The following is a 13,862-nucleotide window of genomic DNA, read 5'->3' on the forward strand; positions in this document are numbered from 1 at the left end:
CGCGGGTGCTGCATCGGGACAATCCCGTTCCATGACCACCACCCGTACCGCCGACGCCGCCACCGGCCCCGTGCCGCCGCCAGCCTGCGCGACCGCGCTGCCGCCTTCGGTCGGCGCCTTTCACTACACGCGCTTCGCGCCCCGGCTGCCGACGCTCGACGCCGACGGCATGGAGCCCGGCCGCCACCCCGTCGTGATCGCGGGCGGCGGCCCGGTGGGCATGGCGCTCGCGCTGGGGCTCGCCAACCACGGCGTGCGCTGCGTGGTGCTCGAAGCCGACGACACGGTCTGCGTGGGCAGCCGCGCGGCCTGCATCTCGCGCCGCAGCCTGGAGATCGTCGAGCGCCTGGGTGCGCTGCCGGCGTTCATGGGCAAGGGGCTGCCGTGGAGCGTGGGGCGCAGCTTCTACAAGACGGCCGAGGTGTTCCGCTTCGAGATGCCGCAGGCCGCGCAGCAGAAGCTGCCGCCGATGATCAACCTGGAGCAGTACTACATCGAGCAGTACCTGCTGGACGAGATCGAGCGCCGCAACGCCGCGACGCCGGGGCTCGTGGACATCCGCTGGGGCACCGAGCTCACCGCGCTCGCGCAGGACGAGGACGGCGAGGGCGTGACGCTCGACGTGCGCAACGCCGAGGGCGCCTACCGCCTGCGCGGCCAGTGGCTCGCGGCCTGCGACGGCGGCCAGAGCTTCGTGCGCAAGTCGCTCGGGCTGGCGCTGGAGGGCACGGGCTACGAAGGCCGCTACGTGATCATCGACATCGAGCTGCACAGCGACCATCCGACCGAGCGCCGCGCCTGGTTCGACCCGCCGTGGAACCCCGGCTCGACCGTGCTGATGCACCGCCAGCCCGACGACATCTGGCGCATCGACTACCAGCTGCGCGCCGGCCAGAGCACCGAAGACGCGCTGCAGCCCGCGGCGGTGGCCGAGTTCGTGCAGCGCCACCTCGACGCCATCGGCGAAGGCCACCTGCCGTGGAAGACGGTGTGGACCTCGGTCTACCGCGCCGGCGCGATGACGCTCGACAGTTATCGCCACGGCCGCGTCGTGTTCGCGGGCAACGCGGCGCATGCGATGCCGATCTTCGGCGTGCGCGGGCTCAACTCGGGCTTCGACGACGCCGACAACCTGGCCTGGAAACTGGCCTTCGTGGCCCAGGGCCTGTCGGGCCCGGCGCTTCTGGATTCGTACTCGCAGGAGCGCATCGCGGCCTTCCACATCAACGCCGAGGCCGCGATGCGCAGCACCGAGTTCATGTCGCCGCCCTCGCGCGGCTTCGACCTGCTGCGCGAGGCGGCGCTGTCGCTGTCGGAGGCGCACCGTGGCATCGCGCAGCTCATCAACCCGCGCCAGACGCAGGCCGTGCGTTACGACGGCTCGGCGCTGTCGAGCACGGGCGATGCGCTGCCGGCCGGTCCGTTGCCGGGCGAGGCGATGCCCGAGCAGCCGCTCGCGCAAGGCCATCTCACCGACTGGATCGGCCCGGTGTTCACGCTGCTGGTGCTGCAGCCGGGCCTGGCGCCGCTGCCCGACGCCGACATCGCGCAGGCCCGGCAAGGCGCCTTGCCTTTCGAGGTGCGCACCATCGGCAGCCTGGGGAGCAACGACCGCACCGATGCGCAGGCATCCCCCGCCGTCTTCGCCGCGCTCGGCGCCGGCGATGGCGCCGTCTACCTGCTGCGCCCCGACGGCCACGTGGCCGCGCGCTGGCACCGGCTGCCGGCCGGTGCGCTGCCCGCCGCGCTGGCGCGCGCGGCCGTCGCCACTTCACAGGACATTCCCGCATGACGACCTCCGCCCCCTCGCTCCACCCCGACGCCCGCGACCGCCTGTACGCCGAGTGCGCGCGCGCCATCACCGAGGCCGGCGCCGAGCGCGAATCGCTGTTCCTCGCGCGGCTCGCGCTGCTGCTGTTCGAGCAGGTCGGCGACGAGGCGCGCTGCCGCGCCGCGCTGGCCGACGCGTTGCGCGCGCTGCCCGTACCATCGCTGTCCGCTTCCGAACAAAAAACAGGAGATTGATCTCATGGATCGCCGCACCCTTCTCGCCACGCTCGCCTCCGGCGCCGCCGTGGCCGCAGCCCCCTTCGCCCACGCACAGGACTACCCCGCGCAACTCATCAAGTGGGTCGTGCCGTACCCTGCGGGCGGCGGCACCGACGTGATCGCACGCGTGCTGGCCGAGGCCATGCGCCAGACGCTGGGCCAGCAGATCGTGGTCGACAACCGCCCCGGCGCGTCGACCAACATCGGCGCCGACCTGGTCGCCAAGAGCAAGCCCGACGGCTACACGGTGCTGTCGGCCGACAACGCCGTGCTGGCCTTCAACGAGCACCTGTTCAGCAAGCTGCCGTTCAACCCCGAGAAAGACTTCACCTACATCGGCGCCATCGGCAAGTTCCCGCTCGCGCTGGTCGTGCACCCGGACTTCCCGGCCAAGACCTTCAAGGAGTTCCTGGCCTACGTGAAGGCCAACCCCGGCAAGGTCAACTACGCGTCGCCCGGCAACGGCTCGCCGCACCACCTGGCGATGGAAATGTTCAAGGCGCGCACCGGCACCTTCATCACCCACATCCCGTACCGCGGCGCGGCGCCGGCCATGGCCGACGTGATGGGCGGCCAGGTGCCGTGCATGTTCCTGGACCTGGCCTCGGGCCTGCCGATCATGCAGGGCAACAAGGTGCGCGTGCTGGCCATCGGCTCGGGCGCGCGCAGCAAGCGCCTGCCCGACGTGCCGACGCTGGCCGAAGTGGGCGTGCCCAACACCGAGGTGTTCGCGTTCCAGGGCATCCTGGGCCCGGCCGGCCTGCCGGCTGCCGTGGTGAACAAGCTCAACAGCGACCTGAACAAGGCCTTCAGCACGCCGGCCGTGCAAAAGCGCTTCGACGACTTTGGCATGGAAGCGATGCCCGGCACGCCGGCGCAGTTCGCGGCGTTGTCGCGCGCCGAGTCGAAGCGCTGGGGCCCGATCATCAAGCAGGCCGGCATCAAGCTGGACTGATGCCGCCCAGGGGCGTTCGTCCTAGCGGGCGAACGCTTTTCGCGAGCCGTCTTCGAAGACTTCGTCGTCGCGCTGCAGCTCGCCGTTCTCGTCCCAGCTGCGTTCGCGCGTCACGCGGCCCTTGTCGTCGAAGCTCGACTCGGCCAGCAGCTCGCCTTTTTCATTGAAGCGCTGGTGCGTGCCCACGGGCACCTGCCGGCCGCGCCCCGGCGCGAGGTAGCGGCCCTGCGCGGCGCGCTGGCCGCTGTCGTAGAACTCGGTCACGTCGACCATGCGTTCGCTGCCGGCGCCGCTGTAGACGGCCTTGCTGCGCGGCTGGCCGTTGAGGTGGTAGCTGTCGTCGCTCAGGGGCTCGCCCGCGGCGTTCCAGCGCTGGTCGCGCACCAGCGAGCCGCGGTCGGAAAACTCCTGCTCGCGCTGGCGGATCGACGAGCGACCGACCAGCAGCCACACGGTTTCGCGCCGCTTCACGCCCTCGGACGAAAAACTGCGCTCCACGCGCCGGTTGCCGGTGGTCTCGTCGACCACCGACGGCTTGCCGTTGTCGTAGAACTCCTGCGTGCGCACGCGCTTGCCCGCCTGGTATGACAGCCGCGAGCGCAGGGTGCCGCGCGCGTCGAACAGATCGACGTTCGACGGCCCGCCCGTGAAGCCGCACAGCCTGGCATCGTCGGCCACCGGCGCCAGCACCGGCGCTTCGGCGCAGCGCAGCATCGACATCTGGCCGCGCTCGGTGAACTCGACCATGGCGCGCTCGGTGCCGCGGTCGGGGTAGAAGGTGGCGCGCCGCAGCTGGCCGCCGGGGTAGAAGCTGCGCACCAGCCCGCGCTCCTGGCCGTCGTCGTACATGGCGTCGCGCAGCACCTGGCCGCCGGGCGCGAACTCGCGCGCGCGGCCGTGCATGTTGCCCTTGGCGTTGATGGTGTGCTCGCGCGCGAGCTTGCCCTTTTCATAGAAGCGCACCAGGCCCATGAAGACGCCGTTCTGCACCTGCTGCTCGCGCTGGAGCTCGCCGGTGCCGCGGTCCTTGCAGCGCATCAGGCCGGTCTTGCCGGCGGTGCTGTTGCCGTCGGCGGGGCTCACGCGCTGGCCGTTGAGCTCGCACTCCTGCTGCGCATGGGCCGTCGGGGTACCCAGCAGCGCGGCCAATGCGATCGCGGCCGGGCCGAGGAGGGACGCGGCCGCCCGGGGCGCCCGAAGATCGGAAGCGGGCGGGCGCAGGGTCACTTGTCGTAGAGCGTGTCGAGCGAACGGAAACCCTTGACCTCGATCGGGTTGCCGAAGGGGTCGCAGAAGAACATCGTCCACTGCTCGCCCGGCTGGCCTTCGAAGCGCACCTGCGGCTTCAGCACGAACTCGGTGCCGGCGGCTTCGAGGCGCCCGGCCAGCGCCTGCCAGTCGGGCAGCGCGAGCACGATGCCGAAGTGCGGCATGGGCACCATCGCGTCGCCGACGCGGCCGGTGCGGGTGGTGGCGAAGGGCTCGCCCAGGTGCAGCGAGATCTGGTGGCCGAAGAAGTCGAAGTCGACCCAGGTGTCGGTGCTGCGGCCTTCGGCGCAGCCCAGCACGTCGCCGTAGAAGCGGCGGGCACCGTCCAGGTCGCGCACGTGGAAGGCAAGGTGAAAGATGCTTTGCATGGTTTTGGATTATGGGCAGCGGTGCTGTGAGAATGCCGGACTTTCTTTCAATCATGGAGCTCGCCTTGCGGATACTCCGAGCCCTCGTCGCACCGCTGCGCCTGCTGTCGCGCGGCACCGACCGGCCGGCGCCCCAGCGCCTTCTTGCACGTCTGACCCGCCAGGCCTTCGCGGCTGTCGGTGGTTGTTTCATCGCGGTGGCCGCACATGCCGCCGCCTGCCCGCCCTCGGCCATCGCCAGCCTCGAGAAGCCCGGCATCGGCCTGCGCAACGGCATCGACCGCGGCCTGCTGTGGCGCATCGAGCGCGACGGCCGCACCTCGTGGCTCTACGGCACCCTGCACCTGGGGCGCGGCGAATGGGTGCGCCCCGGCCCCACCGTGCAGAAGGCGATGGCGCAGAGCGACACGCTCGCGCTGGAACTCGACTCGCGCGACGACGCCACGGTGCGCGCCCTGAGCCAGCCGGCCGACCCGGCCGCGGTGGCGCGCGTGCTCACCGGCGAACGCGCCCGCCGGCTCGAGCGCCAGAACGCCGAGGCCTGCGTGTCGCCGGGCTCGACCGCCCGGCTGCCGCCCATCCTGCAGGTGACGGCGCTGACCGCGCTGGCGGCGCGCGCCGACGGCCTGTATGCGGAGTTCGGCGTCGACGAGACGCTGGCCGTCTCGGCGCGCAACAGCAACAAGCCGATCGTCGCGCTCGAGAACGCGGCCGACCAACTGCGCTGGCTCACCGGCGGCTCCGAAGCCGAGGAGGCCGAGCAGATCGACGCCATGCTCGACGAGCTCGAATCGGGCCGGCTGCGCGGCCAGCTCAAGACGCTGGCCGATGTCTGGGCGCGCAGCGACGCGGCCCGGCTGGCGCGCTACGCCGAGTGGTGCGAGTGCCTGAACACGCCGGCCGAGCAGCGTCTCATGAAGCGCCTGCTCGACGACCGCAACCCCGGGCTGGCCGACGGCATCGAGCGCCTGCATGCGGGCGGGCGCAGCGCGTTCGCCGCGGTCGGCGCGCTGCACATGGTCGGCGCGCAGGGCCTGCCCACGCTGATGGCGGCGCGCGGCTTTCGCGTCACGCCGGTGCTCACCGAGGCGCAGGCGCAGCAGGCGCTGCCGATGCCGGCGCTCGCCGCGCCCGAGCCGCCGGCCCGCAAGGCGGTGCGCGGTGGCAAGAACGTCAAGGGACAGAAGGCGGCCAAGGGCACGGGCCAGAAGGCCGCCGCGAAGGGCGGGGCCAAGCCGGCCGCCAAAGCCGCTGCCGCGCCGAAAGGCAAGGCCGCACCCCGTGCCGCCCCCAAGGCCACCAACAGCAAAGTGCGCCGATAATCGCGACCGCCATGCACACGTTGCGCCCCCACCCCCGCCTGATCGGCCGCCTCGGCCGGTGGGTGCTGCTGTGGTTCGTGCTGTCGCTGGGCGTGGCGGTGGCGTCGCCGGTGGTGCATCCGCAGGCGATGGAACTGGTGTGTTCCGGCGCCGGCACCATCAAGGTGGTGGTGCACACCGAAGACGGCGTGCAGGACATGGGCGCCACGCACATGGACTGCCCGCTGTGCGTGCTGACCGGCGCGCCGCCCCCGCCGCTCGTGGCGGCCGCGTTCGATGCGCCCCTGCCGCTGGGGCGCGTGCTTCAACCCATTCCCGCCGCGCGCCATGCCGCGGCCACGACCGCGCCGCTGCCGGCCCGTGGGCCTCCGCGTTCCGCCTGAGCGATCAGCAACAGCGCTGTCTGTCGGTGCACCCCGGGTGCGCGCAGGCAGTCCCTTTGGCTTGAAGTTCGTGGAGCCGGTTCCCCATGAAGCAGCACTCCCGCGCCCTGGCGATCGCCATGGCATTTCCCCTCAGCGCGCCGGTGTGGGCGCAGCAGCAAACGCCGCCGGACGTTGATCCGCCGGAGGCCGGCGCCGCGGCCGCCCCGGGGCGCACGCTGGGTACCGTCACCATCAGCGGCGGCCGGCCGACCTCGCTGCCGACGCAGATCCCCACCACCATCGAAGGCGTGACCGCCGAGCAGATCGCCGAGACGGTCAACGCGACCGACGCCGAAGACGCGCTCAAGTACCTGCCGAGCCTGCTGGTGCGCAAGCGCTACATCGGCGACTTCAACCACGCGGTGCTGGCCACGCGCGCCTCGGGCACGGGCAACAGCGCCCGCGCGATGGTCTACGCCGACGGCATCATGCTGTCGAACCCGCTGGGCAACGGCGCCACCTTCGCGCCGCGCTGGGGCATGGTGTCGCCCGACGAGATCGAGCGCGTCGACGTGCTCTACGGCCCGTTCTCGGCCGCCTACCCGGGCAACTCGGTGGGCGCCGTGGTCGACTACGTGACGCGCATGCCCACGCAGCTCGAGGCGCACGTCAAGCTCAGCGGCTTCACCTCGAACTTCGACCTGTACAACAGCCATTCATCGCCGGGCGGCCAGCAGCTCGACCTCTCGCTGGGCAGCCGCAGCGGCGACTGGTCGTGGTGGCTCGGCGCCTCGCGCACCCACAGCAAGGGGCAGTCGCTGTCGTTCGCCAACCGGCTCGTGAGCGCGGGCGCGGTGGGCAGCGCGGGCACGCCCGTCACCGGCGCGGTGCTCGGGCTGAACCCGTCGAACCAGCCGTGGTGGCTGCTGGGCGGCATCACCGCCTACGACACGACCCAGGAGCAGGCCAAGCTCAAGCTGGCCTACGACTTCTCGCCCACGGTGCGCGCCACCTACACGCTGGGCGCCTGGCACAACACCACGCACGGCAGCACCGACACCTACCTGCGCGATGCGCTCGGCCAGCCGGTGTACGGCGGGCGCGTGAACCTCGGCGGACGCACCTACAACCTGGACGCACCGGCGGCGGCCTTCGCGCCGACCGAGACGGCGCTCACGCACTACATGCACGGCCTCTCGGTGAAGAGCCACACGGGCGGCGTGTTCGACTGGGAGGTGGCGGCGAGCCTGTTCGACTACGCCAGGGACACCTCGCGCACGCCGACCACGGCGCTGCCGGGCGCCTTCTACGGCGGCCCCGGCCGCACCACCGACATGGGCGGCACCGGCTGGCACACCTTCAAGGCCGCGGGCACCTGGCGGCCCACAGGCTCGGCCGAAGGCGTGGGCGCGCACGTGGTCGACTTTGGCGTCCAGCAGGACACCGCACGGCTGCGCAGCGCCATCGGCAACACGCGCGACTGGATCGGCGGGCCGGCCGTGTCGCCGTTCTCTGCCTTCAACGGCAACACGCGGCTGCGTTCGCTCTACGTGCAGGACACCTGGCGCTTCGCCAAAGACTGGAAGACCACGCTGGGCCTGCGCCACGAGCGCTGGGAGGCCTACGGCGGCCAACTCGGCAACGCGGCGCGGCTGCTCGACTTCGCGCCGCGCAAGAACAGCTTCGTCTCGCCCAAGGCCGCGCTCGCCTGGCAGGCCACGCCCGACTGGCACTTCAAGGCCTCGGTCGGCCGCGCCGTGCGCATGCCCACCGTGAGCGAGCTCTACCAGGGCTCGATCGAGGGCAACCGCATCGTCAACACCAACCCCGAGCTGCGCCCCGAGCGCTCGTGGACCGCCGAGCTGAGCGCCGAGCGCGACCTCAAGCGCTGGGGCGTCGACGGTGTGCTGCGCACCACGCTGTTCTTCGAGCACACGAAGGACGCGCTCTACACCCAGGCGCTCACCAACCTCGTGAGCACCGTGCAGAACGTCGACGCCATCCGCACGCGCGGGCTGGAGGTGGCGATCAACACGGTCGACGCGGGCATCCAGGGGCTGGACCTGGGCGGCAGCCTCACGCTGACCGATTCGAAGATCACCGCCAACCGCGGCTTCCCGGCCAGCGTCGGGCGCGACCAGCCGCGCGTGCCCAAAGTGCGCGCCTCGCTGCTCGCCACCTACCGGCCCGACGCGAAGTGGAGCTACACCGTCGGCGCGCGCTACAGCGGCCGGCAGTACGGCACGCTCGACAACAGCGACCCGAACGGCATGGCCTTCATGGGCTTCTCGAAGTTCTTCGTGGTCGATGCGCGCATCCGCTACCGCATCGACCGCCAGTGGAGCGCCGCCGTCGGCATCGACAACCTGAACAACCGGACCTACTGGGCCTTCCACCCGTACCCGCAACGCACCTTCGTGGCCGAACTCAAGTTCGACCTTTGATCCTCACTTTTTCCTCTCCAAGGACACCCGCCATGACGAAGCTTTCGACCCCTACGTTCCACACCCTCGCCGCCTGCGCCCTGCTGGCCGGTGCCGGCGCCGCCGGCGCCCACGTGAGCCTGCCCCCGGGCGGCGCCACCGTCGGCAGCGAGTACAACGCCGCCTTCCGCGTCGGCCACGCCTGCGAAGGCGCCAAGGCCACCACCGGCCTCGCGGTGCGCCTGCCCAAGGGCTTCGTGCTCACCGACGCCCAGGCGCGCAAGGGCTGGAAGCTCGACGCGCCCAAGGCCGGCAGCGCCGAAGGCGAAGTGCGCTGGACGGCAGAGACGCCGCAGAACGCGTTGCCCGGCAGCGAGCGCGGCGAGTTCGTGCTGCGCGGCAAGGTGCCCGCCACGCCGGGCCCGCTGTGGTTCAAGGTGCGCCAGGACTGCGACGTCGGCAGCGTCGACTGGGCCGAAGTGCCCGCGTCGGGCAGCGCCACGGCCGGCCTGAAGGCGCCCGCGGCCAAGCTCGACGTGGTGGCGCAGGGCGTGGCCACGGTCGACGTGCGCGACGCCTGGGTGCGCCAGTCGGTGCCGGGCCAGAGCGGCACGGGCGCCTTCATGAAGCTCACCGCGCCCACGGGCACGAAGCTGGTCGGCATCTCGACGCCTGCCGCCGGCGTGGCCGAGGTGCACGAGATGAAGATGGAAGGCGACACCATGCGCATGCGCGAACTCGCGGGCGGCCTTGAGCTGCCGGCCGGCAAGACTGTCGAGCTCAAGCCCGGTGGCTACCACGTGATGCTGATGGACCTGAAGGGCGCGATGACCAAGGGCGCGACCGTGCCCATGACCCTGAAGTTCGAGGACGCCAAGGGCGCGAAGACGACGCTGGAGCTGAAGCTGCCGGTCGGCGCGCCCGAAGGCGCCGCTGCTGCCGCTGCGCCAGCGGCGGGCGGTGCGCACCAGCACAAGCACTGACCCCCACGGGGTCTCGCCGAACCGTCAGAGCAACTGGTCCGGCGCCAGCGGCCCGAACAGCCGCAGCAGGAAGCGCAGCGTGGCGCTCGCGTCGGGCTCGGTGTCCGTGTCCTGCAGGCCGCTGCCCTCGGGCGCGTGCCACACCAGCGTGCCCTGCGCGAGTTCGACATGCCAGGCGCGCTCGCGCATGCCGCGCTCGATCTGCTCGGCCGCCATGCGCGAGAGTTCGCCGCTGCGGATCAGCAGCGCGATCTCGGTGTTCTGCAGCTGCGAGCGCAGGTCCAGGTTCATCGAGCCGACCACCAGCAGCCGGCCGTCCATCACCAGCACCTTGGAGTGCAGCATCGCGCGCGATTCGCCGCTGACGCTGCCCGCGCCGCTGCCGCCCGAGGAGCCGAACACATTGCCGAAGTCGGCCTGCTCGCTGCGCAGCTCGTACAGCTCCACGCCCGCGGCCAGGAGCGCCTTGCGGTGGCGCGCATAGCCGACGTGGGCGATGGGCGCGTCGTTCGAGGCCAGTGAATTCGTCAGCACCCGGATGCGCACGCCCCGCGCGCGCGCCGCGGCAAAGGCCTGCTGCATGTCGGGGCCGGGCACGAAGTAGGGCGAGATGATCAGCAGGTCGGTGCGCGCCTGGCCGATCAGGTGCAGCAGGCCTTCGACCACCGTGTCGCCGCTGGAGGCCAGGTCGGCCAGCGCGGTGGCGCTGCGCGAGGGCAGCTCGGGCCGGCTCACCACGAGGTCGGGGTTGCGCACCGCGCCGGGGCCGCTGTCGGCCGGGATCTTGCCGGGCGCGTCGGCCAGCATCAGGGCCGGGGCCCAGACGAAGGCGGCGCTGCGCAGATCGAGCGGCTTCTCGTCCCAGGCGCGGGCCCGTTGCTCGGGCGTGGGGCCGGCGCCGGGGCGCGGCTCGCCGTCCGGGGGCTTGGGCTGGTTGCGTGCTTCGGCCGCTTCGTCGCTGAGTTCCTGGTCGATGCGGCGCGCGCGGTCGCGGATGCGCTGGAACTCCTCGCGCGAGACCAGCGACTGCACGGGGTAGGCGCGCTCGTTGTTCCAGTAGCTGTCGAAGCTGCGCGAGAGGTCCTGCACGATCGGACCGGCCGCCAGCACGTCGACGTCGACGAAGTTGCCGGTGGTGGCATTGCCGAAGTAGGCGTCGCCCAGGTTGCGCCCGCCGGTCACGCCCATCACGTTGTCGGCCAGGAACAGCTTGTTGTGCATGCGCTGCTGGATGCGCGAGACGTCACCGATGGCGTTGAGCATGCGGTTGAAGCCGGTGCCGCGCGAACCCGCCAGCGGGTTGAACAGCCGCATCTCGATGTTCGGGATGAAGGCCAGGCCGAGCACCAGCGCGTCGCGGCCGATGGTGTGGAAGTCGTCCAGCAGGATGCGCACCCGCACGCCGCGCTCGGCCGCCGCCTGCAGCCCGCGCACCAGCCGGCCGGTGCTGGCGTCGGCGTGGATGGCGTAGTACTGCAGGTCCAGCGTCTTCTGTGCGTTCTCGATCAGCGCCAGCCGGCTGCCGTAGGCGGCCTGGGGGCCGCCCAACAGCAGGAAACCGGAGTCGAAGCGCGCCTTGTCGGCGTTGCGGCGCTCCCGCAGCAGCGTGGCCAGCGCCGTGCCGTCGGGCGAGGCGAGCGCGGTCGAGACGGGGCGGTCCACCTCCTTCGGCAGCTGCGCGCAGGCGCCGAGCACCAGGAGGGCCAGCAGCGTGACGCTGCGGCGGACCAACGCGTGGAAGGAAGAAGAAGGCATGCGGCGGGGTCTTTCCGGGGGCTTGGGAAGGCGGTGCCGCATGTATAGCCGAGTTGGCGCCCGCCGTGGGTGGGACGGGCGGCCAACCGGTGAGGGAAGACGGCGCTCAGCGCCCGGCGCCGAGCTCTTCCTGGCGCTCCAGCGCGGCGAGCAGTTCGTCGTCGATCTTGGCGTGGCGCTCGCTCAGCTCGACCGCGCGCGAGGCGTCGCTTGCATAGATGGCGCCGCCGTCGAGTTCGAGCATTTCGCTGATGCGCTTCTGCTCGGTTTCGAGGGATTCGATCTGCGCGGGCAGGGCTTCGAGTTCGCGCTGCTCCTTGTAAGAGAGCTTCTTGCGGGGTCCGCCCGTGGCGGCGGCGGCGGGTGCAGCCGCGGGGGCCGGGACCGGTGCGGCGGCTGGAGGCGGCGGTGGTGCCGACGCGAGGCGCTGCTCGGCGATCTCGCGCGCGCGCTTGGACTGGATCAGCCAGTCTTCCACGCTGCCCTCGTACTCGCGCCAGCGGCCGTCGCCCTCGAAGGCGATCGTGCTGGTCACCACGTTGTCGAGGAAGGTGCGGTCGTGGCTCACGAGGAACACGGTGCCGTCGTAGTCCTGCAGCAGGCCTTCGAGCAGCTCGAGCGTGTCGATGTCCAGGTCGTTGGTCGGCTCGTCGAGCACCAGCACGTTGGCCGGGCGCGCGAACAGGCGCGCCAGCAGCAGGCGGTTGCGTTCGCCGCCGCTGAGCGAGCGCACGGGGGAGTTGGCGCGCGCGGGGGAGAACAGGAAGTCCGACAGGTAGCTCTTGACGTGCTTCTTCTGGCTGCCGATTTCGATCCACTCGCTGCCGGGGCTGATGAAGTCCTCCAGCGTGGCGTCGAGGTCGAGCTTGTCGCGCATCTGGTCGAAGTACGCCACCTGCTGGTTGGTGCCGCGGCGGATCTTGCCGCTGTCGGGCTCGAGTTCGCCGAGGATCAGCTTGAGCAGCGTCGTCTTGCCGGCGCCGTTCGGGCCCAGCAGGCCGATCTTGTCGCCGCGCAGGATGGTGCCGCTGAAACCGCGGATCACGGTCTTCTCGCCGAAGGACTTGGTGGCGTCGGTGAGTTCGGCCACGATCTTGCCGCTGGACTGGCCCGAGGCGACATCCATGTTGACGCTGCCCTGCACCTCGCGGCGCGCGGCGCGGCTGGCGCGCAGTTCCTGCAGCCGCGTGATGCGGCTCTGGCTGCGCGTGCGGCGCGCTTCGACGCCCTTGCGGATCCAGATCTCTTCCTGCGCCAGCAGCTTGTCGGCCTTGGCGCTGATGATCGCTTCCTGGGCGAGCTGCTCTTCCTTCTGGACGAGGTACTGCTCGAAGTTGCCCGGGTAGGAACCCAGCTTGCCCCGGTCGAGCTCCACGATGCGGGTGGCGACGCGGTTCAGGAAGCTGCGGTCGTGGGTGATGGTGACGACGCTGCCCTTGAAGTCGATCAGCAACTGCTCCAGCCACTCGATGGAGTCGAGGTCCAGGTGGTTGGTGGGTTCGTCTAATAGAAGCACGTCCGGCGCGGCCACCAGGGCCTGGGCCAGCGCGACCCGTTTGCGCGTGCCGCCCGAGAGGGAGCCGACGCGCGCGGTGGGGTCGAGGTGGAGGCGGTGCAGCGTCTCTTCGACGCGCTGCTCCCAGTTCCAGGCGTCGTAGGCTTCGATCTTGGACTGCAGGGCGTCCAGGTCGAGTCCATCCGCGCCAGAGAGATACAGGTCACGGATGGCGATGACTTCGCCCAGGCCCTGGCTGGCGGCGGTGAACACGTCCGCATCCATGTCCAGCGCGGGTTCCTGCGCCACGTAGGCCACGCGCAAGTTCTGCTGCAGCTGCAGCGTGCCGTCGTCTGGCTTTTCCAGCCCGCCCAGTATCTTGAGCATCGACGACTTGCCGGCGCCATTGCGGCCGATCAGGCCGATGCGTTCCGATTCGAGAAGAGAGAAGTCCGCATGATCCAGCAGCGGGACGTGACCGAACGCGAGCTGCGCGTCGAGGAGTGTGATGAGTGCCATGTGGCACGGATTATCGGAGGGGCGGGTGACGACGCCTGGCGGCCGGGGGAGAAGGCTTCTTTATGGCTCTCTATATAGAAGGGGCTGGAGTCCCTGGGAGAGACGCTGGCAGGCAGGTAAGAGGCGTGAAGCTGTCGGTGAGCGGGGCGGCCAAGGTCTTCTGCAAGTTTCTTTCAGTTTGGCTTGCACGAGCCGAAATCTGTCATATACTCGTGGGCTTCGCTGCTGAATGCCTCTGGTGTTTCGAAGCGACTGGTGCTCTCAGGAGCGTTGGTTGTGAGTGGTGAAGAAAGTCTTCGAAAGTTGACGCGGTTTGAAAAAACAGTGCATAATCGAAGGCTTCGCTGAAACAACTTCAG

11 protein-coding genes are annotated in these 13,862 nt (G+C 70.7%); 7 read left to right on the forward strand and 4 right to left on the reverse strand.

Going from position 1 to position 13,862, the window contains the following annotated elements; translation table 11 throughout:
• The first annotated feature begins 31 nt into the window (after positions 1–31).
• The 3 genes from VHAB30_RS30760 to VHAB30_RS30770 are packed head-to-tail and all read left to right on the forward strand — an operon-like array spanning position 32 to position 3,004.
• On the forward strand, positions 32–1,792 hold the full coding sequence (locus VHAB30_RS30760) for an FAD-dependent monooxygenase (protein ID WP_159279688.1): 1,761 nt from the start codon (positions 32–34) through the stop codon (positions 1,790–1,792).
• Positions 1,789–2,025 (forward strand): hypothetical protein, encoded by a 237-nt coding sequence (locus VHAB30_RS30765; protein WP_095746954.1) that lies wholly within the window; start codon positions 1,789–1,791, stop codon positions 2,023–2,025. Before VHAB30_RS30760 ends, VHAB30_RS30765 begins: the two co-directional genes overlap by 4 nt.
• 4 nt (positions 2,026–2,029) lie before the next feature.
• Positions 2,030–3,004, forward strand: a complete 975-nt coding sequence (locus tag VHAB30_RS30770; protein ID WP_062482864.1) for a Bug family tripartite tricarboxylate transporter substrate binding protein — start codon at positions 2,030–2,032, stop codon at positions 3,002–3,004.
• Between the two features lie 21 nt (positions 3,005–3,025).
• Here VHAB30_RS30770 and VHAB30_RS30775 read toward each other — a convergent pair whose 3' ends face one another.
• Positions 3,026–4,225 carry a toxin-antitoxin system YwqK family antitoxin gene (locus VHAB30_RS30775; protein ID WP_159279702.1) on the reverse strand — a complete coding sequence of 400 codons (1,200 nt, stop codon included), beginning with the start codon at positions 4,223–4,225 and terminating at the stop codon, positions 3,026–3,028.
• A 2-nt stretch (positions 4,226–4,227) separates the two neighbouring features.
• On the reverse strand, positions 4,228–4,641 hold the full coding sequence (locus VHAB30_RS30780; protein WP_062482861.1) for a VOC family protein: 414 nt from the start codon (positions 4,639–4,641) through the stop codon (positions 4,228–4,230).
• 65 nt (positions 4,642–4,706) lie between these two features.
• Between VHAB30_RS30780 and VHAB30_RS30785 the strand changes: the two genes are divergently transcribed.
• The 4 genes from VHAB30_RS30785 to VHAB30_RS31355 all read left to right on the forward strand — a co-directional run bounded on the left by VHAB30_RS30785 (position 4,707) and on the right by VHAB30_RS31355 (position 9,734).
• On the forward strand, positions 4,707–5,963 hold the full coding sequence (locus tag VHAB30_RS30785; protein ID WP_159279689.1) for a TraB/GumN family protein: 1,257 nt from the start codon (positions 4,707–4,709) through the stop codon (positions 5,961–5,963).
• A gap of 11 nt (positions 5,964–5,974) precedes the next feature.
• Entirely contained in the window at positions 5,975–6,346 is a 372-nt protein-coding gene (locus VHAB30_RS30790) for a DUF2946 family protein (RefSeq protein WP_159279690.1), read from the forward strand.
• A gap of 86 nt (positions 6,347–6,432) precedes the next feature.
• Complete coding sequence (locus VHAB30_RS30795; RefSeq protein WP_159279691.1) at positions 6,433–8,772, forward strand: TonB-dependent receptor; 2,340 nt, start codon at positions 6,433–6,435, stop codon at positions 8,770–8,772.
• A 32-nt stretch (positions 8,773–8,804) separates the two neighbouring features.
• Entirely contained in the window at positions 8,805–9,734 is a 930-nt protein-coding gene (locus VHAB30_RS31355; RefSeq protein WP_159279692.1) for a copper chaperone PCu(A)C, read from the forward strand.
• Between the two features lie 24 nt (positions 9,735–9,758).
• Here the strand turns inward: VHAB30_RS31355 and VHAB30_RS30805 are convergent, their stop codons facing one another.
• Together VHAB30_RS30805 and VHAB30_RS30810 are read right to left on the reverse strand one after the other, a co-directional pair.
• Entirely contained in the window at positions 9,759–11,489 is a 1,731-nt protein-coding gene (locus VHAB30_RS30805) for a phospholipase D family protein (protein ID WP_159279693.1), read from the reverse strand.
• Positions 11,490–11,595: 106 nt separating this feature from the next.
• The gene (locus VHAB30_RS30810; RefSeq protein ID WP_159279694.1) at positions 11,596–13,503 is read right to left on the reverse strand and encodes an ATP-binding cassette domain-containing protein; all 1,908 of its coding nucleotides are present in this window, start codon (positions 13,501–13,503) and stop codon (positions 11,596–11,598) included.
• Positions 13,504–13,862: the final 359 nt, after the last annotated feature.

The organism is Variovorax boronicumulans (genome assembly GCF_009811375.1).
Lineage (GTDB): Bacteria > Pseudomonadota > Gammaproteobacteria > Burkholderiales > Burkholderiaceae_C > Variovorax > Variovorax boronicumulans.